The 20115-nt window shown below is 74.9% G+C and carries 21 protein-coding genes; 12 read left to right on the forward strand and 9 right to left on the reverse strand.

Translation table 11 applies throughout. The annotated features are described in order from the left end of the window. Positions 1-67 precede the first annotated feature (67 nt). Together HKK73_RS07410 and HKK73_RS07415 are read left to right on the forward strand one after the other, a co-directional pair. On the forward strand, positions 68-418 hold the full coding sequence (locus tag HKK73_RS07410; protein WP_021482739.1) for a chorismate mutase: 351 nt from the start codon (positions 68-70) through the stop codon (positions 416-418). A 185-nt stretch (positions 419-603) separates the two neighbouring features. Next, entirely contained in the window at positions 604-1803 is a 1200-nt protein-coding gene (locus tag HKK73_RS07415; protein ID WP_114553103.1) for a Vms1/Ankzf1 family peptidyl-tRNA hydrolase, read from the forward strand. Positions 1804-1876: 73 nt separating this feature from the next. Here HKK73_RS07415 and valS read toward each other — a convergent pair whose 3' ends face one another. Then, entirely contained in the window at positions 1877-4684 is a 2808-nt protein-coding gene (gene valS, locus HKK73_RS07420) for a valine--tRNA ligase (protein WP_171467737.1), read from the reverse strand. 206 nt (positions 4685-4890) lie between these two features. Here valS and HKK73_RS07425 point away from each other — a divergent pair, with 206 nt between their 5' ends. From HKK73_RS07425 to HKK73_RS07440, 4 genes are all read left to right on the forward strand, one after another. After that, positions 4891-6819, forward strand: coding sequence for a DUF4914 family protein (locus tag HKK73_RS07425; protein ID WP_171467738.1), 1929 nt, complete (start codon positions 4891-4893; stop codon positions 6817-6819). Between the two features lie 101 nt (positions 6820-6920). After that, positions 6921-7919: a TIGR03557 family F420-dependent LLM class oxidoreductase gene (locus HKK73_RS07430; protein ID WP_085388145.1), complete on the forward strand. Its 999-nt coding sequence runs from the start codon at positions 6921-6923 to the stop codon at positions 7917-7919. Continuing rightward, positions 7916-8839: a coenzyme F420-0:L-glutamate ligase gene (gene cofE, locus HKK73_RS07435; protein WP_085388144.1), complete on the forward strand. Its 924-nt coding sequence runs from the start codon at positions 7916-7918 to the stop codon at positions 8837-8839. Before HKK73_RS07430 ends, cofE begins: the two co-directional genes overlap by 4 nt. A gap of 66 nt (positions 8840-8905) precedes the next feature. Continuing rightward, positions 8906-9295: a hypothetical protein gene (locus HKK73_RS07440; RefSeq protein WP_085388143.1), complete on the forward strand. Its 390-nt coding sequence runs from the start codon at positions 8906-8908 to the stop codon at positions 9293-9295. Between the two features lie 28 nt (positions 9296-9323). Here the strand turns inward: HKK73_RS07440 and HKK73_RS07445 are convergent, their stop codons facing one another. From HKK73_RS07445 to HKK73_RS07460, 4 genes are all read right to left on the reverse strand, one after another. Continuing rightward, a complete protein-coding gene (locus tag HKK73_RS07445; protein ID WP_085388142.1) occupies positions 9324-9689 on the reverse strand; it encodes a VOC family protein in 366 nt (121 codons plus the stop codon). Between the two features lie 102 nt (positions 9690-9791). Next, entirely contained in the window at positions 9792-11003 is a 1212-nt protein-coding gene (locus tag HKK73_RS07450) for an AI-2E family transporter (protein ID WP_171467739.1), read from the reverse strand. Between the two features lie 61 nt (positions 11004-11064). Beyond that, the gene (locus HKK73_RS07455) at positions 11065-11658 is read right to left on the reverse strand and encodes an HhH-GPD-type base excision DNA repair protein (protein WP_137280287.1); all 594 of its coding nucleotides are present in this window, start codon (positions 11656-11658) and stop codon (positions 11065-11067) included. Between the two features lie 7 nt (positions 11659-11665). Further along, positions 11666-12088, reverse strand: coding sequence for a nitroreductase family deazaflavin-dependent oxidoreductase (locus HKK73_RS07460; RefSeq protein WP_171467741.1), 423 nt, complete (start codon positions 12086-12088; stop codon positions 11666-11668). Between the two features lie 50 nt (positions 12089-12138). Here HKK73_RS07460 and HKK73_RS07465 point away from each other — a divergent pair, with 50 nt between their 5' ends. Continuing rightward, the gene (locus HKK73_RS07465) at positions 12139-12642 is read left to right on the forward strand and encodes a metallophosphoesterase (RefSeq protein ID WP_137280289.1); all 504 of its coding nucleotides are present in this window, start codon (positions 12139-12141) and stop codon (positions 12640-12642) included. A 4-nt stretch (positions 12643-12646) separates the two neighbouring features. On the opposite strand, the gene HKK73_RS07470 is transcribed toward HKK73_RS07465, so the two are convergent. Continuing rightward, positions 12647-13597, reverse strand: a complete 951-nt coding sequence (locus tag HKK73_RS07470) for an AraC family transcriptional regulator (RefSeq protein WP_034655931.1) — start codon at positions 13595-13597, stop codon at positions 12647-12649. A 131-nt stretch (positions 13598-13728) separates the two neighbouring features. On the opposite strand from HKK73_RS07470, the gene HKK73_RS07475 reads away from it, so the two are divergent. The 4 genes from HKK73_RS07475 (at position 13729) to HKK73_RS07490 (ending at position 16064) form a co-directional block, all read left to right on the forward strand. After that, the gene (locus tag HKK73_RS07475) at positions 13729-14664 is read left to right on the forward strand and encodes an NAD(P)H-binding protein (protein ID WP_253705838.1); all 936 of its coding nucleotides are present in this window, start codon (positions 13729-13731) and stop codon (positions 14662-14664) included. Further along, positions 14661-15128 carry a DUF1772 domain-containing protein gene (locus HKK73_RS07480; RefSeq protein ID WP_034655933.1) on the forward strand — a complete coding sequence of 156 codons (468 nt, stop codon included), beginning with the start codon at positions 14661-14663 and terminating at the stop codon, positions 15126-15128. The genes HKK73_RS07475 and HKK73_RS07480 overlap by 4 nt, the downstream gene beginning before the upstream one ends. 67 nt (positions 15129-15195) lie before the next feature. Next, complete coding sequence (locus tag HKK73_RS07485; protein WP_021483339.1) at positions 15196-15639, forward strand: CoA-binding protein; 444 nt, start codon at positions 15196-15198, stop codon at positions 15637-15639. Then, complete coding sequence (locus HKK73_RS07490) at positions 15639-16064, forward strand: TIGR03667 family PPOX class F420-dependent oxidoreductase (protein WP_043654780.1); 426 nt, start codon at positions 15639-15641, stop codon at positions 16062-16064. Before HKK73_RS07485 ends, HKK73_RS07490 begins: the two co-directional genes overlap by 1 nt. Before the next feature lie 7 nt (positions 16065-16071). Here HKK73_RS07490 and HKK73_RS07495 read toward each other — a convergent pair whose 3' ends face one another. Genes HKK73_RS07495 through HKK73_RS07505 form a run of 3 tightly spaced genes read right to left on the reverse strand, consistent with a single transcriptional unit; the run spans position 16072 to position 19036 of the window. Further along, the gene (locus HKK73_RS07495) at positions 16072-16893 is read right to left on the reverse strand and encodes a putative F420-0 ABC transporter ATP-binding protein (protein ID WP_171467742.1); all 822 of its coding nucleotides are present in this window, start codon (positions 16891-16893) and stop codon (positions 16072-16074) included. After that, positions 16890-17984, reverse strand: a complete 1095-nt coding sequence (locus HKK73_RS07500) for a putative F420-0 ABC transporter permease subunit (RefSeq protein WP_171467743.1) — start codon at positions 17982-17984, stop codon at positions 16890-16892. The genes HKK73_RS07495 and HKK73_RS07500 overlap by 4 nt, the downstream gene beginning before the upstream one ends. After that, on the reverse strand, positions 17981-19036 hold the full coding sequence (locus HKK73_RS07505; RefSeq protein ID WP_171467744.1) for a putative F420-0 ABC transporter substrate-binding protein: 1056 nt from the start codon (positions 19034-19036) through the stop codon (positions 17981-17983). The genes HKK73_RS07500 and HKK73_RS07505 overlap by 4 nt, the downstream gene beginning before the upstream one ends. Positions 19037-19232: 196 nt before the next feature. Here HKK73_RS07505 and HKK73_RS07510 point away from each other — a divergent pair, with 196 nt between their 5' ends. After that, positions 19233-20072 (forward strand): SDR family oxidoreductase, encoded by an 840-nt coding sequence (locus tag HKK73_RS07510; RefSeq protein WP_253705840.1) that lies wholly within the window; start codon positions 19233-19235, stop codon positions 20070-20072. The last annotated feature ends 43 nt before the right edge of the window (positions 20073-20115 follow it).

Genomic DNA, 20115 nt, shown 5'->3' on the forward strand with positions numbered 1-20115 from the left:
GCCACTTTACTCCGTACTCCGAGTATCGAGTTCCTCGACGCCCGACGGGCACCCCTAGGATCGGTGGGTGACGAACGACCCCGGGCAGCCCGCCGTCCCCGACGAGATCCTCCGCCTGCGCGACAGCATCGACAACATCGACGCGGCGCTCATGCACCTGCTCGCGGAGCGGTTCAAGTTCACGCGCCGCGTGGGCGAGCTCAAGGCGCAGGGCGGGCTGCCGCCCGCGGACCCGGACCGGGACCGCCAGCAGATCGCCCGGCTCACGGGCATCGCGAGCTCCGCCGGTCTCGACCCGGAGTTCGCCGAGCAGTTCCGCGCGTTCATCGTCCACGAGGTCATCCGCCACCACGAGCGCATCGCCGCCGAGCACGCCGCCTCGGGCGAGGGGACCCCGGTCCTCGACACCTACTCCTGACGGCCCGGCAGCGGGCCGGGCGAGGGTCCGGAGGCCGGCGCGAGGCGCCTCCCGGGCCCGACGCGCGGTGGCGACCCCCGTCGATCTGACGGACCCTGGTGGGGACCCAGGGCGGGCCCCCGGCGTCGGCACCGCCGCGTCGGGCGGCCCTCCCGCCACGCCGACGGACGTCATGAGGTGTTCGCATGAAGATCGATTGGCTCAAGCCCCTCCTCGGCCATCCTGGCCCCTTCGCGACGGTGTACATCGACGCGACGCGCGCCAACGAGGCCGGGGACCGCGAGGTCGAGAACCGCTGGAAGGGAGTGCGGCGCCAGCTGCACCAGGAGGGCGCGCCGGACGCGGTCCTCGACGACCTCGAGGAGGTGGTGCTGCGGCCGACGCGGGTCGGGGGCACCCACGGGCGCGTGCTGATCGCCGACGACACGGGCGTGCTCGTCGACCGGGTCGTCAAGGACCCGCCGGCGCTCACGAAGGGCTCCTGGGGGCCTGTGCCCGCGCTGCTGCAGGCGGCCCGCGCGGCGGACGAGTCGGTCGACTACGTGCGCGTCGTCGTCGACCGGCAGGGCGCGGACCTCACGTGGTCCGTCGCGGGCGGCCACCTGCCCTACTCGGAGCCGGAGACGGTCGAGGGCGGCCACGACGTCATCAACAAGGTCCGCACGGGCGGGCTCTCGCACAAGCGCATCGAGTCCCGCGCGGAGGACTCCTGGGAGCGCAACGCCGAGGCGGTCGCCGCGGAGCTGGAGCGCCAGGCGGCCGAGTACCGGCCCGAGCTCGTGCTGCTCACCGGTGACGTGCGCGCCGTGCCGCTCGTGCGGGGCGCGCTCGGGCACGCGATCTCCGAGCTCGTGGTCGAGGTCCCGGGCGGCGGCCGGGGCGCGGGCATCAACGAGGCCTCGTTCGAGGCGAACGTGGCCGACGCGCTCGACAGCTACCGGGAGCGTCGCCGCGAGAAGGTCCTCGCGGAGTTCCGCCAGGAGCAGGGCCGTGAGTCCGGCGCGGTGACGTCCGTGGAGGACGTCGTCGCGGTGCTCGCGCGCGGCCAGGTCAAGGAGCTCGTGCTGGCCGACGAGTACGGGCAGGACGGCGCGCTCGACGACCGCTCGCTGTGGATCGGGCCCAGCCCGCTGCACATCGCGGCGACCCGCGAGGAGATCGAGTCCCTCGGCGTGACGGACGGCCTGGAGAAGCTGCCTGCCACGGTCGCGCTCGTGCGGGCCGCCGTCGGGCAGGACGCCGGGCTGACGTTCGCGCCCGAGGGCAGCGTCGAGCTCATCGAGGGCGTGGGCGCCACGCTCCGCTGGGCGGACGAGGGGACGCCGCGCGAGGTCGCGGCGACGATGTCCGGCGACGACTCGCGACTGCGCGGCGAGATCATCTAGGCCCCGGCCACCGACGACGACGCCCTTCCCGGCCGCGGCCGGGGAGGGCGTCGTGGTGCTGTCGTCGTGCGGGTCAGCCCTTCTTGCGGGCCTCGGGCTCGCCGAGCTCGGAGGAGACGACGACGATCCCGCCCTGGACGGCCGGGTCGCCCTGGCCCTCGGCCGCCGCGACGAGGTCGAGCGTGCCGGTGACGCGCCCACCGTTGCGGACGTCGACGACCGACGCCTCGACGCCGGCGATCGACGCCGCCGGCACCGCGACCTGCGCCGCGAGGATCGGGGTGCGCATCGACACCTTCGCCTCCGACTTGATCTTGCGCAGCGCCGCGAGCGCGTGGCCCGCGGCGGTGAGGACGGCCGGGTCGGCGTCGCCGGCGGCCGCGCGCGCGACGTCGGGCGTGGGCCACGGCGCGCGGTGGACGGAGCCCTCCGACGCGCGCCACCACGACCACACCTCCTCCGTCGCGAACGGCACGAACGGCGCGAACAGGCGCAGGAGCGTGTCGAGGGCGATGGCGAGCGCGACGCGCGCGGACCGGGTCTCGGGGGAGACGTCGGAGGCCGCGGCGCCGGCGCCGTACGCGCGGTCCTTGACGAGCTCGAGGTAGTCGTCGCAGAACGTCCAGAAGAACGTCTCGGTGACCTCGAGCGCGCGCGTGTGGTCGTACGCCTCGAACGCCTCGGTCGCCTTCTCGACGACGGTCGCGAGGCCCGCGAGCATCGCACGGTCGAGCGTCTCGGTGACGAGCGCCGGGTCGAGGACGATCTCGCCCGTCCCGGTCTCGGCGTCGATCCCGAACGACAGCGCGAACTTCGACGCGTTGAGGATCTTGATCGCGAGGCGACGGCCGATCTTCATCTGCCCGACCTCGAACGCCGCGTCCGTGCCGAGGCGGGCCGACGCCGCCCAGTACCGCACGGCGTCCGACCCGTGCTCCTCGAGCAGGCCCATGGGCGTGACGACGTTGCCCTTGGACTTCGACATCTTCTTGCGGTCGGGGTCGAGGATCCAGCCGGAGATCGCGGCGTTCTTCCACGGCAGCGAGCCGAACTCGAGGTGCGAGCGCACGACCGTGGAGAAGAGCCACGTGCGGATGATGTCCTGGCCCTGCGGGCGCAGGTCCATGGGGAAGACGCGCTCGAACAGGTCGGGGTCGACCTCCCAGCCGCCCGCGATCTGCGGCGTGAGCGACGACGTCGCCCACGTGTCCATGATGTCGTTCTCGCCGACGAACCCGCCCGGCACGCCGCGCTGGTCCTCGGTGTACCCGGCCGGCACGTCGGACGACGGGTCGACGGGCAGCGCGTCCTCGGACGGCACGATCGGGTGGTCGTGGTCGACCTCGCCCGACTCGAGCACGGGGTACCACAGCGGGATCGCGACGCCGAAGAAGCGCTGGCGCGAGATGAGCCAGTCGCCGTTGAGACCGCCGACCCAGTTCTCGTAGCGCACGCGCATGAAGTCGGGGTGGAACGCGAGCTCCTTGCCGCGGTTCAGCAGCTCCTGGCGCAGGTCGCGGGTCGTGCCGTCGGCCGTCGTCCAGTCGCGGCCGCCGTTGCGGATGTACCACTGGCGCGACGTGACGATCTCGAGGGGCTTGTCGCCCTTCTCGAAGAAGTTCGCCTTGCGCTGGGTCGGCACGGGCTCGCCGTCGAGGTCGCCCGCGTCGCGCAGCGCGTCGACGACGACCTGGCGCGCCGAGAACGTCGTCTTGCCCGCGAGCTCGGCGAACACGCCCTGGCCGGCGTGCGAGGTGATCCAGTCCGGCGTCTCGCGCGTGATCCGGCCGTCGCGCGTGATGATCGAGCGCGTCGGGAGCTGCAGTTCGCGCCACCACTGCACGTCGGTGAGGTCGCCGAACGTGCAGCACATCGCGATGCCCGCGCCCTTGTCGCGCTCGGCGGCGGGGTGGGCGAGGACGGGCAGCTCGACGTCGAACAGCGGCGAGCGCACCGAGGTGCCGAACAGGTGCTGGTACCGCTCGTCGTCGGGGTGCGCGACGAGCGCCACGCACGCCGCGAGCAGCTCGGGGCGCGTGGTCTCGATGAGGACGGGTGCGCCGTCGTCCGGGGTGCCCGGCGCGACCCGGTGGAACGCGACCTTGTGGAAGTGGCCCGGGTAGTCGCGCGCCTCGAGCTCGGCCTGCGCGACGGCGGTCTGGAACGTCACGTCCCACAGCCCGGGGGCCTCGGCCTGGTACGCCTCGCCGCGCGCGAGGTTGCGCAGGAACGCGCGCTGCGCCGCGGTGCGGGACCGTGCGTCGATCGTCTGGTAGTGCTGCGCCCAGTCGACCGAGAGCCCGAGCCGGCGCCACAGCGCCTCGAACTGCTTCTCGTCCTCGGCCGTGAGCCGCTCGCACAGCTCGATGAAGTTGCGACGGCTCACCGGTACCTGGTCGGCGGCCTTGACGGACTTGCCCTCGCCGCCCTCGTGCGGGGGCTCGAAGCCCTCGACGTAGGGGAGCGTGGGGTCGCAGCGGACGCCGTAGTAGTTCTGGACGCGCCGCTCGGTGGGCAGGCCGTTGTCGTCCCAGCCCATCGGGTAGAACACCTCGAGGCCGCGCATGCGCTGGAACCGCGCGACGACGTCGGTGTGCGTGTAGGAGAACACGTGGCCCACGTGCAGCGAGCCCGAGACGGTCGGCGGCGGGGTGTCGATGGAGAAGACCTGCTCGCGGGTCTTCGAGCGGTCGAACGCGTACGTCCCCTGCTCGGCCCAGCGCGCGTCGTAGGTGTCCTCGAGCCCGTCGAGGCTCACCCGGTCGGGTACTCCCGCGACCACCGCGCGGACGACGTCACCGGCTACGTGCCCGGCGGAGGAGGTCGTTGCTGCAGCGGGTTCGGCCGCGCCCGTCGGCGCGTTCGTCGGGAAGTCGCTCATGGTCGCCCATTCTCCCAGATCCCGCGGCCGTGCCGGACGCCGTCTCGGCGTCCGGCGGGCGTCGAGGCGGCCGTCCGCGGCGTGCGGACCGAGACGGGTCGAAGGTCCCTGGGTCGAATAGTCATCGAGTCGTAATCTGCACGCAAAGCGACAGGTGCTCGTGGGCGCACCTCGACCCGATCCCCGCGCCGACCCCTGGAGCACCCATGACCGTCACGACCACCGACCGCACGCGCGCCGACGGGGCGATCCCGCCCGGCGTCGTCCTGCCGCCCGCCCTCGCCGCCGCCCTCGCGGCGTGCCCGCGCCTCGTCGTCCCGGCGTCGCGCGAGGAGCTCTACCGCCTCGCGCTCGGGCCCGACGGCGGCCCGCGGTTCGCCGTCGAGTACGACGCCGGGGGCGAGCGCGTCGTCGAGGCGGAGGTCGTGCGGTGCCGCAACGGGATCGCGGTGAACTACCCCGAGGACTACATGCGCCGCCGGGACCCGGACTGCATGCGGATCGCCGACGACCTGCCGACCGACAAGCCGCGCTACCGGGACGTCTTCGGTGCGGAGTTCGGCCCGGTCAAGGACGAGACGCTCGCGTGGCTCGCCGCTCAGGAGCTCGTCGTCGTGCCGTTCCGCGCCGGCGGGCGCACGCACGGCTACCCGTCGCTCGCCGTCTGCCCCGTCAACGCGGCGTTCTTCGCGCTCGCCCTCGTCGACCTCCAGGGCTGGGCCACGTTCGACGAGCTCGGCCCGTTCGCGCCGCGCTCGATCCTCTACGTCGCGCCTCCGCTGCGTCACACCCGGTTCGGCGGGCGCCAGGTCGTCGTGCACGACCGCTCCGAGACGCTCCACGAGGTGTTCGCCTACAACCTCTACCCGGGGCCGAGCGCCAAGAAGGGCGTGTTCTCGGTCCTGCTCGACGTGGGCGAGCGGGAGGGCTGGGTCACGGCGCACGCGTCGTCGGTCCGCGTCACCACGCCGTACGAGAACGAGACCGTGATCATGCACGAGGGGGCCTCGGGCGGCGGCAAGTCGGAGATGTGCCAGGACCTGCGGCGCCAGGAGGACGGCAGGATCCTGCTCGGCACGAACGTCGTCACGCGCGAGCCCTACGTCATCACGCTGGGGGAGACGAGCGCGCTCGCCCCCGTCACCGACGACATGACCCTGTGCCACGCCGCGCTCCAGACCGGCGACGGCCGCCTCGTGGTGACCGACGCCGAGGAGGGCTGGTTCGTGCGCGTCGACAACCTCACCGGGTACGGGCAGGACGCGCACCTCGAGCGTGCGTGCATCCACCCCGACGTGCCGCTCGTGTTCTTCAACATCGACGGCGTCCCCGACGCGACCGTGCTGCCCTGGGAGCACTCGCTCGACGCCGACGGCCGGCGGTGCCCCAACCCGCGCGTCGTCGTGCCGCGGCACCTGCTCACCGACGTCGCCGGGCCGGCCGAGGTCGACGTGCGCACGTTCGGCGCCCGGATGCCTGCCTGCACGCGCGACCACCCCACCTACGGGATCATGGGCATGACCCACGTGGTGCCCGCGGCGCTCGCCTGGATCTGGCGGCTCGTCGCGCCGCGCGGCGACAAGAACCCGTCGATCGGCGAGTCCCGCACGGCGACGGAGGCGCTCGCCCACGGCGGCATGGTCGCCGAGGGCGTCGGGTCGTACTGGCCGTTCGCGACGGGGACGAAGGTCGCGGCGGCGAACCTCCTGCTGCGCCAGCTCGTGGAGACTCGCCGGACGCGCTACGTGCTCACCCCCAACCAGCACATCGGCGCCTACCGGGTGGACTTCGCGGCCGAGTGGCTCACGCGCGAGTACCTCGCGCGCCGCGGCGGGGGCCGGCTGCGGCCGGACGAGCTGACGCCCGCCCGCTGCCCCCTGTTCGGCTACACGCTCACGGAGATGAAGATCGACGGCCAGCTCGTGCGCCCGACCTTCCTGCGGCCCGAGCTGCAGTCCCAGGTGGGGGTCGAGGCCTACGACGCCGGGGCGCGGATCATCACCGACTTCTTCGCGAGCGAGCTCCGGCAGTTCCTCACCGACGACCTCGACCCGCTGGGTCGCCGGATCATCGAGGTCTGCCTGCGCGGCGGCTCGGTCGAGGAGTACGCGGACCTGACGCCGCTGTACGTCTGACGCGCCCCGTCCGGTCCTCGCCCGGCGAGGACCGGACCGGTGCGGGACGGGCGCCGGCGCCCGCTCGCCCAGGACGGTCCGCGGAGGGTTAAGGTCGGCCCATGGGTCTGACGATCGGCTACGCCGCCATGCTCGAGCAGTTCCACCCGACCGAGGCCGTCGCGCTCTCGGCCTACGCGGAGGAGCACGGCTTCTCCGGGACCATGGCGGCCGACCACTTCCAGCCGTGGGTCCCGGCGCAGGGCGAGTCGTCGTTCGTGTGGAACGTGCTCACGGCGCTCGGCGAGCGGACCCGGGGCGACCTGGGCCCCGGGGTCACCGCGCCGACGTTCCGCTGGCACCCCGCGATGGTCGCCCAGGCGTCAGCGACGCTCGCCGCGATGTACCCCGGCCGGCACTGGCTCGGGCTCGGCTCGGGCGAGGCGCTCAACGAGCACGTCGTCGCGGGCTACTGGCCCGAGGCGCCCGAGCGCATCAACCGCATGTTCGAGGCGATCGACGTCATCAAGAAGCTGTTCCAGTCCGGGCTCGACAACAAGGACGTCAAGCACTCCGGGCAGTTCTACAAGATGGAGTCCACGCGGCTGTGGACCATGCCCGAGGTGGCGCCGGAGATCCTCGTCGCGACCGCCGGTCCGGTGACCGCGAAGCGCGCGGGGCGTCACGCCGACGGTCTCATCACCGTGGGGGCGCCGCTCGAGAAGATCTCCATGCTGTTCGGCAAGTTCGACGACGGCGTGCGCGAGTCCGGCCGCGACCCCGAGGCGATGCCCAAGGTGCTCCAGCTCCACCTCTCCTGGGCCGCGACCGACGAGGAGGCGCTCGCCAACGCGATGACCGAGTGGCCCAACGGCGGCATGAAGTTCCCCAAGGCGGACATCCGCTCGCCGCACGACTTCGAGCAGATGGCCAAGCTCGTGCGCCCGGAGGACTTCGAGGGTCGCATGGTGATCTCCGCCGACCCGGACGAGCACCGCGCGTACATCCAGAAGTTCGTCGACCTCGGGTTCGACCGCATCTACCTGCACAACGTCGGCCGCAACCAGCGCGAGTGGATCGAGGTCTTCGGTCGCGAGGTGCTCCCGAAGCTCGCGCGATGAGCGAGCACGACGCCGCACCCGGCGGGCCCGACGGCGGCGCGGGCCCCGATCGGTCCGCGCGCCTCACGGTGTGTGCACCCGAGGGCCTCGGCGAGGTCCGGCCGGGCGACGACCTCGCCGCGCTCGTGGGTGACCTGCTGGCGGGGGAGGCGCTCGTGGACGGTGACGTCGTCGTCGTGACGAGCAAGATCGTCTCGAAGGCCGAGGGCCGCGTCGTCGCCGCGGCGGACCGCGAGCAGGCGATCACGGACGAGACGGTGCGCGTCGTCGCGACGCGCGAGCGTCCCGGCCAGCCGCCGCTGCGCATCGTCGAGAACCGGCTCGGCCTCGTCATGGCCGCGGCGGGTGTCGACGCCTCGAACACCCCGGAGGGCACGGTCCTGCTGCTCCCGCTCGACCCCGACGCCTCCGCGCGGGCGCTGCGCGGCGCGCTCCGCGAGCGGTTCGGCCTCGACCGGCTGGGCGTCGTCGTGACGGACACCTCCGGCCGGGCGTGGCGCGACGGCCTCGTCGACATCGGCATCGGGGCAGCGGGGGTCGTCGTCGCGGAGGACCTGCGCGGCGGCGTGGACTCCCACGGGCGGCCGCTGTCGGTGACCGTGACCGCCGTCGTCGACGAGGTGGCGGCCGCGAGCGAGCTCGTGCGCGGCAAGGCGGCGGGGCGGCCCGTCGCCGTGGTGCGCGGGCTCGGCCGGTACGTCGGGAGCGAGGACGGTCCGGGCGCCCGCGTGCTCGTGCGCGGCTCGGGCGACGACCTGTTCCGCGAGGGCAGCGCCGAGGCGTACGCCCGCGGGCAGGCCGACGCGCGCCGCGAGCAGGGGGACGACGCCGCGCGGGAGGCCGCGTACGCCGACGGCTACCGGGCCGGGTTCGCCGAGGGGTACCGCGAGGGCTCCGGGAACGAGCCGGTCGCGGACTGAGGCGGGGCGCGCCCGCGGCGGCGAAACCCCTGGCGTGCGCCCCGTCGTCGCCGCTAGCCTGCCCGGATGCTCCCCTCCGACTGGATCGCGCACCGCCGCCCCGACGACCGCGAGCACGTGGGCTGGATCCGCCCCGAGGGCGACGCCTGGGTGGCCGTGTCGCTGCTCGGGCACGAGCTCACCGGCCCGGTCGACTGGCTCGAGGCGGAGGAGGCGCTCGACGCGAGCAGCCTCGCGTGGCTCGCCGACGTCTGGGTGCTCGAGCAGGACGACGCGCCGCCGCTGCGGGTCCGGCTCGTCGAGGTCACGCCGGACGGCGTCGTCGTGCAGACGGACGACTTCGGGGCGATCGACGTCCCCGTCGAGCGCTACGACCTCCCGTGGCCGCCCCCGCCCACGCTGCGGCCGCGCCGGCCCGACGACCCGGACGGCCGCGTGCTGTCGCCCCGACCCTGACGGCCGTGCGGCTGCGCGCCGCGCGCGGTCAGCCCGCGTCCGTCGTGCCCTCGTAGAGACCGATCTGGTTCCCGTCGGCGTCCTCGAACGCGGCCCACCACGAGGTGGGGCTGATCTCCGACTTCTCCAGCACGACCCGCCCGCCGAGCTCACGGACCTTGGCGAGCGTCTCCTCGATGGAGTCGACCTCGACGTAGCTGCGCGGGCTCGTGAACCCCTCGGACCGCGGGGCGAGGCCGCCGCCGCTGATCTTGTTCGGGGCCTGCCACATGGGGTAGCCCTCGAAGCCGGGCACCTCCGCGATCTCCCAGCCGAAGAGCTCGCCGTAGAACTGCGTGGCCCTGCCGTTGTCGCTCACCGGGATGTCGATGTGCGTGATGTCTCCGTGCGCCATGGTTCCTCCCCGTGCCGGTGACGGGCGGACACCCGCCGAGCACCAGCCTAGGGAGGGCGGTGGCGCGCGCACCAGGGCCCGGGGCGGACCGTGCGGCGGGGATCAGCGCTCGTCCGGCGCGGGGGAGCGCTCGACGGCGGAACCCTCAGGCTCCACCTGAGGGTCGGCCTCGGGGCCCGCGGGCTCCGCCGGGGCGGCGTCGTCCTCGTCCGGCACGGCGTCGGCGGCGGGAGGGGAGCCCGTGCCCCGCGGGTCCTCGGCGGGCCGCGGCGCGTCGTCCCCGGAGAGCCAGCGCAGCCAGCCCGAGCCCGGGTCGGGCTCCAGCACGAGGGCCCGGACGAGCAGCGTGAGCGGGATGGCGAGGATCGCGCCGAGCGGCCCGATGACGAACGTCCAGAAGACGACGGAGACGAAGCTCAACGTGAGGCTGAGGTTCACCGCGTCGGCGACGAACTTCGGCTGGACGAGCACCTGGAGCACGACGTTCACCACGCAGTAGACCGCGACGACGGCGAGCGCGAGCTGCCAGCCCCCGACGACGAACGCCATGACGACGGGCGGCACGAGCCCCAGGACGAAGCCGATGTTCGGGATGAAGTTCGTGACGAACGCGAGGATCGCCCACACGGTCGGGGCCGGGACCGACAGGAGCCACAGGGCGACGCCGTCGATCACGGCGACGACGGCGCCGAACGACGCGTTGACCACGAAGTAGCGGCGCACCCCGCCGCTGAACCGCGTCGCCCGGTCGACCGTCGCGGCGCGCTCGGCGCCGAACACCGAGCCGGCGGTGGAGTACCGCGCGGCGTCGGCGGCCATGAAGATCGCGTAGGCGAGCACGAAGAAGAACGCGGTCGCGATGCCCAGGGCCATGCCGGACACGTTGCCCGCGAGGCTGACGACGCGTCCCGGGTCGAGCCACGACGTGGCCGCCTCGGCGATGTCCGTGTCGATGCCGACCGCGGCGAGCTGGTCCACCACGTCGTCGACCGCGCGCACGAGGGCCGGGAGGTACTCGCGGACGAGGTCCACGAACCGGACGCCCGCGAACGCGAGCATCGCGACGAGCGCCGCGAGGATGAGGTACGCGACCGTGACGACGGCGGCCGTCGCTGCCCACCGCGGCCAGCCCCGGCGCTCCAGGGGGAAGCGCACGGGGTGGCAGATGATGACGATGACCGCCGCGAGGAACATCGGGGCGAGGACCTCGCGGGCGGCGTGGACCCCGGCGAGGACGACGACGCCGGCGGCGAGGGCCAGGAGCGTGCGCGTGGCGGGAGGGAGCCCCGGGGCGGGAGGCGTCGTCGTGGTCACGCGCCGACGATAGCCGCCGGGGTGCGTCGCGCACCCGGGCGTCCGCGCGCGGCGCGGCGGGTCAGCCCTTCGCGGCCTTGGCGGCGGCCTTCTGGGCCTTCTTGAACGTGCGGACCTCGGCGAGCGACTCGGGGCTCGTGACGTCGGCGATGGACCGGCGCGAGCCCTCGTCCCCGTAGTGGCCGGCGGCCTCGCGCCACCCCGCGGGACGCACGCCCCGCTGCTTGCCCAGGAGCGCGAGGAAGATGCGCGCCTTCTGGTCGCCGAACCCGGGCAGCGCCCGCAGGCGCGCGAGCACCTCCGCGCCCGTCGGCTCGCCGTCCGCGCCCGGTGCGGTCCAGATCCGGGTCGCGTCGCCGTCGTACTCGTCGACGACGACGCGCGCGAGCTCCTGCACCCGGCCCGCCATCGAGCGCCCGTAGCGGTGGATCGCGGGCGGCGTCGTGGCGAGCGTGACGAACGCGTCGGGGTCGGTGTCCGCCACGGTGCGCGGGTCGATCGAGCCGAGGCGGTCGCGGATCTTGCGGGGCCCGGCGAACGCGTGCTCCATCGGGTACTGCTGGTCGAGCAGCATCCCCACGAGGAGCGCGAACGCGTCGTCGCTGAGCAGCGCGTCCGCGTCGGGGTCGCCGGTGATCCAGAGCTGGTCGGTCATGCCCCCATCATGGCAGCCGGCTGCCGGGTGCCCGGCGCAGCCGTCCGGTCCGGAACTCGTCGACGCCCGCGCGCCGCAGGATCGCGCTCGTCCAGCCGGGCAGGAGCCGCAGGCCGTCCGCGCCGGTCACGCGACGCACGTCGTCGACGACGTACTCCACGCCGCGCCGCTCGAGGACGAACTCCCCGGCCGCCTCGACGTTGCGGACCCAGTCCACGTCGGGGCCGTACGTGAGGGCGAACGCGACGCGGACCGGACCGGTCGGGTCGTCGCGGTAGGCGAACGCGAAGACCGGGGTGCGGTACTCCCGCCCGCTGCGCCGCCCGACGTGGCGGACGACGGCCATCGGCCCGACGCCCGTCGCGACGTGGAGCATGACGGGGTTGAGGAAGCGCCTGTTGCTGCGGGTCACCCAGCGCGGGATCGGCATGGGCCCATCGTCACCCGGCGTGCCCCGGGACCGCGACCTATCGTGGCGGCGTGCCCACCCGACTCCTCCTGCTCAGCGACACGCACGTCCCGGTCCGCGCCCGGGCGCTCCCGGACCAGGTGTGGCGCGCGGTCGACGACGCGGACGTCGTCGTGCACGCAGGCGACTGGGTGAGCGTCGACCTGCTCGACGCGCTGGAGGCGCGCGCGGCACGCCTCGTCGGGGTCGCGGGGAACAACGACGGCCCCGACCTGCACGCGCGCCTGCCCGAGGTGGCGCGCGCCACGGTCGAGGGGCTGCGGCTCGCCGTCGTGCACGAGACGGGCGGGAAGGACGGGCGCGAGCGTCGCGCCGACGCCGCGTTCCCCGACGTGGACGTGCTCGTGTTCGGGCACAGCCACATCCCCTGGGACACGACGTCGCCGGGCGGCCTGCGCCTGCTCAACCCCGGCTCGCCGACGGACCGCCGTCGGCAGCCGGTCGGGACGTTCCTCACGGCCGTCGTCGACGACGGCGCGCTGCGGGACGTCGAGCTCGTGCCCGTCGCGCGCTGAGTGCTCACGCCGCGCCGGCGCGCGCCCGGTGCTCCGCCGGGCTCACGCCGCGCACGCGCTTGAACGCGGCGCTGAGCGCGAACGGCGTCGCGTACCCGACGGCGCGCGCGACCGCGGCGAGCGTCGCGTCCGGCTCGAGGAGGAGGTCGGCGGCCAGGTCGAGCCGCCAGCCGGTGAGGTAGCCCATCGGCGGCTCGCCGACGAGCGCCGTGAAGCGGCGCGAGAACGCCGCGCGCGACAGCCCCACCTCCCGCGCGAGCGCGTCGAGGGTCCAGGCACGCGCCGGGTCGTGGTGGATGAGCCGCAGCGCGGCCCCGACGACGGGGTCGGCATCGGCGCGGTACCAGCCCGGCGCGTCGTCGCGCGAGAGCCACGTGCGCAGGCACGAGATGAGGAGGAGGTCGAGGAGGCGGTCGAGCACCGCCTCCTGGCCGGGGAGGTCCTGCACGACCTCCCGGGCGAGCATCTCGACGAGCGTCCCGTCCACGTCCCCGCGGCGCAGGACCACGCGCTGGGGCAGGACGCGCAGCACCCGGCGCCCGACCTCGCCGTCGAGCGGGTACGTGCCCGTGACGATGACGGTCTCGCCGTCCGGGTCGTTGCCCCACGACCGCACGCCGAGCACGGTCATGGGGGAGGGGCCGCCGTCGACCGCTCGGCACATGTCGGACGCCGGGCCGACGACGACCTGGGGCGCCGTGGTCGGCGCGTCGGCGACGACGTAGTGGTCCGGGCCGCGCAGGAGCACGACGTCGCCCGCGGCGACGTGCTCGCCCGGGTCGGACGACGTGCCCCCGGCCCCGGGGCCGACCCACCCGGACCCGCGCAGGACGGGGACGATCGTCAGCGGCGCCTCGTCCTCGATGCGCATGCCCCACGGCGCGCGCAGGTGGCTCCGCAGGAGGAAGGCCCCGCGGGCGCGCGGCCCGTCGAGCAGCCCGGCGACGACGTCCATCGCGCCAGCGTACGCCGGGGCGTGGCGAGACGATTACGTATGCGCGCGAGCCGGTCGGCCATGGAACGTCTCGCGGCGCGGCGGTTGGGTGGGACCCGTACCGCTCCACCACTCGCACCTCGGGAGACACCATGCCTGCCTCGACCCCGCCCACCGCCGCCCCGTCGGCGGCGCCCGCCCGCACGACGGCGCCGACCGCCGCACCGGCACCTGCGCCCGGCACCGTCCTCGTGCTCGGCGCGACCGGCAAGACCGGCCGCCGCGTCGCGGACCGGCTCGACGCGGCCGGCGTCCCCGTGCGCCGGGCGTCGCGCTCCGGCGACGTGCGCTTCGACTGGGACGACGACACGACGTGGGAGCCCGCGCTCGCGGGCGCCGCGGCCGTGTACGTCGCGTACGCGCCCGACCTCGCGGTCCCCGGCGCCCCGGAGACCGTGGCCCGCCTCGCGGCCCGCGCGCACGACGCCGGCGTCCGCCGCCTCGTGCTGCTCTCCGGGCGCGGCGAGGAGGAGGCGCAGCGCGCGGAGGAGCTCGTCGGCGCGGCGTTCCCGGCGCGCACGGTCGTGCGGTGCGCGTTCTTCGACCAGAACTTCAGCGAGAGCTTCCTCCTCGGGCCCGTGCTCGACGGCGTCCTCGCGCTCCCGGTCGACGACGTCGCGGAGCCGTTCGTCGACCTCGAGGACGTCGCCGACGTCGCGGTCGCGGCCCTCACGGACGATGCCCTCGCGGGGCGCGTCCTCGAGCTCACCGGGCCGCGCGCGCTGACGTTCCACGAAGCGGTCGCGGAGATCGCCGCCGCGAGCGGGCGCGACGTCCGCTACGAGCCCGTCGCCATGGAGGCGTTCGTCGCGGGCCTTGCTGCGGCCGGGCTGCCCGATGACGTCGTCGACCTCATGCGGTACCTCTTCACCGAGGTGCTCGACGGGCGCGGGACCCCCGTGACCGACGGCGTCCGCGTCGCGCTCGGCCGCGAGCCGCGGGACTTCCGCGAGTACGCGGCGCGCGAGGCGGGCGCGTGGGTCGCGGGCACCGTCGCCGGCACGCGCACGGTGGAGACCACGCCGTGACTGCCTTCGCGACCCTCGTCGTGGCGGCCGCCGTCGCGACGGGGCTCGCGGGCGGCGTGCTCTTCGCGTTCTCGACGTTCGTGATGGGTGGGCTGCGCCGCCTCCCGCCGGGCGAGGGCGGCGCCGCGATGGTCGCGATCAACCGCGACGCGCTCCGGCCGCCGCTGATGCTCCTGCTCGCCGCGAGCGTCCTGCTCCCCGCGGCGGCGGCCGTCGTCGGACTCGTCGGCGGGGACTCCGGGGCGGGACGGGCGCTCGCGGGCGCGGTTGTCGCGGTCGTCGGGATCCTCGGCGTGACGGCCGTGGGCAACGTCCCGCTCAACGAGCGGCTCGACGCCGCGGCCCGCGAGGGCGACCTGGCGGCGGCGTGGACGGCGTTCCTGCCGCGCTGGCTCGCGTGGAACCACGTGCGGACGGTGGCCGGTGCGGCGTCGAGCGCGCTGCTCGCCCTCGCGCTGCTCTGAGGTGCGCGGTTGCCCGCGCCGGGTCCGGCCGCGGAATAGCCGCGGCCGGGACCCGGTTGCGCACGACATGAGCGACGTCACAGCGGCCGTGCCGGCCGACGAGCAGGACACCGTCCGTCGGGTCCTGGAGGGCACCGAGACCTGGGCCGTCGTCGGCCTGTCGAACAACACCGCGCGCGCCGCGTACGGGGTCGCGCGCGTGCTGCAGCAGCACGGCAAGCGGGTCGTGCCCGTCCACCCGTCGGCGGAGACCGTCCACGGCGAGCAGGGGTACGCGAGCCTCGCGGACGTCCCGTTCCCCGTCGACGTCGTCGACGTGTTCGTGCGCTCCGAGCTCGCGGGCGACGTCGCCGACCAGGCGATCGCGATCGGCGCGAAGGCGGTGTGGTTCCAGCTCGACGTGATCGACGAGGACGCCGCGCGGCGCGTGCGCGACGCGGGCCTCGACATGGTCATGGACCGCTGCCCCGCGATCGAGCTGCCGCGCCTCGCCGCGGCCGAGGAGGCCTGATGCCGGCGGTCGACACCACGACGCGCCTCGGCTCACGCGCTGCGGCGCGGCTCGCCGACGAGCAGGTCGTGTGGCTCGTCACCGTGGACCCGCACGGCACGCCGCAGCCGACGCCGGTCTGGTTCCGCTGGGACGGTGCCGACGAGGTCGTCGTGAAGTCCCAGCCGCGCACGGCCAAGCTGCGCAACGTCCGCGCGAACCCCCGCGTCGCGGTGCACCTCAACAGCACCCCGTCGGGCGGCGACGTCGTCGTGCTCACCGGCACGGCGTCGGTCGACGACGACGGTCTCTCGGACGCGGAGCGCGCGGCGTACGACGCGAAGTACGACGACGGCATCCGCGGCCTCGGCACGACGCCCGACGGCTTCCACGACGACTACGCCGTGACGCTGCGCGTGCGCCTCGAACGACTGCGCGGCTTCTGAGGGTTCCTCAGGCCGGGGGCTCGAACGTCAGCACCGGCCTGCCGGTGCGCGGGTGCGTGAGCACCTCGCACCGCACGCCGTAGACGGGGTCCAGCACGGCGGGCACGAGCACGTCGTGGACGTCGCCTGCCGCCAGGACGCGGCCGTCCGCCAGCACGACGACGTGGTCGCACGTCTGGGCCGCGAGGTTGAGGTCGTGGAGCGCGGCGAGCACGGTGACGCCGTCGTCCGCGAGGTCGCGCAGGACGCGCATCGTGTCGAGCTGCGCGGCGATGTCGAGATGGTTGGTCGGCTCGTCGAGCAGCAGGAGGGCGGGCTCCTGCGCGAGGGCGCGCGCGAGGTGCACGCGCTGGCGCTCGCCGCCGGAGAGCGTCGCGACCTCGCGGTCCGCGAACCCCGCCATCCCGACGCGGGCGAGCGCCGCGCGGGCGAGGTCGCGGTCGGTCGCGGAGTCGCCCGCGAGGAGCGACCGGTGCGGGATGCGGCCGAGCAGCACGGCGTCGAGCACGGAGAGCGGGAGGTCGGTCGTCGCGTCCTGCTCGACGAGCGCGAGCACCCGCGCCCGCTGGCGGCGCGGCAGCGCGAGCAGGTCGGCGCCGTCGAACCGCACGCGGGCGCCGTCCCGGCCCGGGTCCGCCGCCGGCGCCCGGACGCCCGCGAGCACGCGCAGGAGCGTGGACTTCCCGGAGCCGTTCGGGCCGAGCAGCCCGCTCACCGCACCCGGAGGCGCGGTGCAGTCGACGCCGTCGAGGACGAGGCGACCGTCGACCGACCACGACACGCGCTCCGCGTCGAGCCCGGTCGTGCCCACGACGGCGAGGGCGCTCACGCGGTCCTCCGTCCGCGCCACAGCAGCAGGGCGAACACCGGGGCGCCGATCGCGGCGGTGACGATGCCGACGGGCAGCTCGCGCGGCGCGAACATCGTGCGCGCGAGCGTGTCGGCCCAGACGAGGAACGTCGCGCCGAACAGCGCGGAGAGCGGGAGGAGCAGCCGGTGCCGCGCGCCGGTGAGGAGCCGGACCGCGTGCGGCAGGATCAGGCCGACGAACCCGATGGACCCCGACTGGGACACGAGCGCGCCGGTGAGCAGCGCGACGCCCACGAGGAGCGTCCAGCGCACGCGCGCGACGTCGACCCCGAGCGCGGAGGCCGCCGTGTCGCCGAAGGTGAAGGCGTCGAGCACCGAGCCGGTCGACGCGAGCAGCGTCCCGAGCACGAGCGTCGCGCCGCCCGCGACCGCGACCGAGGTCCACGTCGCGCCCGCGACGGAGCCCATGAGCCACGACAGGATCTCGCGGTAGGAGTCGCCGGTCGCGGACCAGAAGATGACGAAGCTCGTCGCGGCCGCCGCGAGCTGGCTCACCGCGAGCCCGGCGAGCACGGTCCGCGTGGGCGTGAGCGCGCCGAGCGCGCCCGCGAGCCCGAGCGCGGCGACGAGCGCGAGCACCGCGCCGCCGAAGGCCGCGACCGGGAGCAGGACCGTCCAGCCCGCGACCAGCACGAGCACCGCGCCGAGCGACGCGCCGGACGACAGCCCGAGCAGGTAGGGGTCGGCGAGCGGGTTGCGCGTGAGCGACTGCATGACGACGCCGCACACCGCGAGCCCGGCGCCCACGGCCGCCGCCGTGAGCACGCGGGGGAGCCGCAGCTGCCACACCATGCCGTCCTGCAGGGCGCCGAGCGGCTCCAGGCCCAGCGGCCCGCCGAGCCCGAGGTGCGTCGCGACCGAGCGCCACACCTCGCCCACGGCGAGGTCCGCCGGCCCGATCGTCACCGTGACGAGCACCGTCGCGACGAGCGCGACGACGCCGGCCGGCACCCACCAGGCCGCGCCGCGCCGCGCGCGACCGGCCGGGCCGGTGCCGTCCGGGCGACGGTCGGCCGCGGCGGGCGCGGGCCGGGTGCGCAGGGTCGTCACAGGTCGAGCGCCTCCAGCTGCGCGGCGAGGTCGACGACGGCGTCGACGTTGCGCACGCCCGCCTCGGTCGCCGGGAACGGGATCGTCAGGTAGCGGCCCTCGCGGACGGCGGTCATCTCGGCCGTGGCCGGGTTGGACTCGAGCCGCTCGATCTTCGCCTCGGCGGTGTTCCAGGCGGCGTCGACGAGGACGAGCACGTCCGGGTCGGCGGCGACCGCCTCCTCCCACGCGTACGACGTCCAGGTGTCGTGCACGTCGCCCGCGACGTTCTCGAGCCCGACGGCGTCCATGATCATCTGCGGCGCGCCGATGCCCGCCCCGACGTACGGGATGTCGTCGCCCGACGAGTACCACAGGGCGGTCAGGCCGCGGTCGTCGCGGACGACGCCGTCGAGCGTCGCGCGCTGCTCCGCGACGAGGTCCGCCGCGGCGTCCTGCGCGTCGAAGATCGTGCCGACCTCGGTGATCTCGGCGAACACGTCGTCGAACGTCAGCGGATCCGGCATGTACTCCGGCGCCTTGCACGCGGCGGGGGAGACGTAGGTCGCGACGCCGAGCTGCGCGAGGGTCTCGCGGTCGCCGGCGCCGTCGGCCGTGAGGTTGGACTCCCAGCCCGCGTAGACGAGGTCGGGCTCGGTCTCCAGGACCGCCTCGGCACCCGGGACCTGGTCCGAGAGCGGCTCCACGACGGCGGGGACGTCCGCGGCGGCGTCGGCCAGCGAGTCGGGCACCGGCCCGTCGGCGAACGCGCTCGCGACGATCCGGTCGCCGAGCCCGAGGGCCAGGAGCATCTCCGTGGTGCTCGACTTGATCGTCACGACGCGCTCGGGCGCGGCGTCGAACGTCACCTTGAACCCGCAGTCGTCGAGCGTGAGCGGGTACGCGGTGCTCCCGGGCGTGCTCGACGACGTCGCGCCGCCCGCAGAGGTCGGGTCGCCCCCGGGCGTCGTGCCGGACGAGCAGGCGGCGAGCACGAGGGCGACGGCCGACGCGCCGACGGCGGCGCGGACGGGTCGGCGGGAGACGGGGGACGGCGTGAGGCGCGAGGGCACGGAGCTGCTCCGGGTGCGAGGCGGGGAGAGAGCCGGACGGCGGCCCCCGGGCGGGGACGCGGGCTCTCCAGGGTCGGACGCGCCATCTCGCGTCGGGCGGACCCGCGACCCAAGGACGAGGTCGCTCCGGCGAACGATCGAGGGGTTCGCGGTCCGTCGTCCAGCCTACACACGCGACCGTGACAGAGTGTGCGTCGTGACCGAGACGTCGTACCTGCCCGCCCCCGCCCCTGCGACCTCGCCCCTGCGCGCCGTGGTGACCGGCGCGTCGTCGGGCATCGGGGAGGCGTGCGTGCGGTTCCTGCGCGCACGGGGCTGGGACGTCGTGGCGTTCGCGCGCCGCGCGGACCGGCTCGCCGAGGTCGCGGAGCGCACGGGCGCCCACCCCGTGGTCGGCGACGTGACCTCCGACGACGACGTCGCGCGCCTCGTCGCCGAGGCAGGTGCACGCGGGCCCGTGCACGCGCTGCTCAACATCGCGGGCTTCGGCCTCGGCGTCGACCCGGTCGACGAGGCGAAGATCGACGAGTGGCGCGCGATGTACGAGACGAACGTGCTCGGCACCGTGCGCGTGACCCGGGAGTTCCTGCCGCTCCTGCGCGCGTCGCGTCGCGGCGACATCGTGCTCATGACGTCGACCGCGGGCCACGACACCTACGTCGGCGGCTCCGGCTACGTCGCGTCCAAGCACGCGCTGCTCGGCGTCGCGAAGACGCTCCGCCTCGAGCTCGTGGGCGAGCCGATCCGCGTCATCGAGATCGCGCCGGGCCTCGTGCACACGCCCGAGTTCTCGCTCAACCGCTACCACGGGGACCAGGCGGGGGCCGACGCCGTCTACGCGGGCGTCGTGGACCCGCTCACCGCCGACGACGTCGCCGACGTCGTGACGTTCGCCGTCACGCGCCCGCACCACGTGAACATCGACTCGCTGATCCTGCGGCCCGTCGCGCAGGCCTCCACGTACTCCCTGTGGCGCGCGCCGCTCGTCCCGAAGGGCGTGGAGCCCGCGCCCGACGCCGACGCGTCCGCCCGCTGACCCCGACCCGTCCGGGAGCGGCGCCGCTCCGAACCGAGGATGG

Origin of the sequence: Cellulosimicrobium sp. 72-3, from assembly GCF_013127315.1 — a bacterium.
Taxonomy (GTDB): Bacteria; Actinomycetota; Actinomycetes; order Actinomycetales; family Cellulomonadaceae; genus Cellulosimicrobium; species Cellulosimicrobium funkei.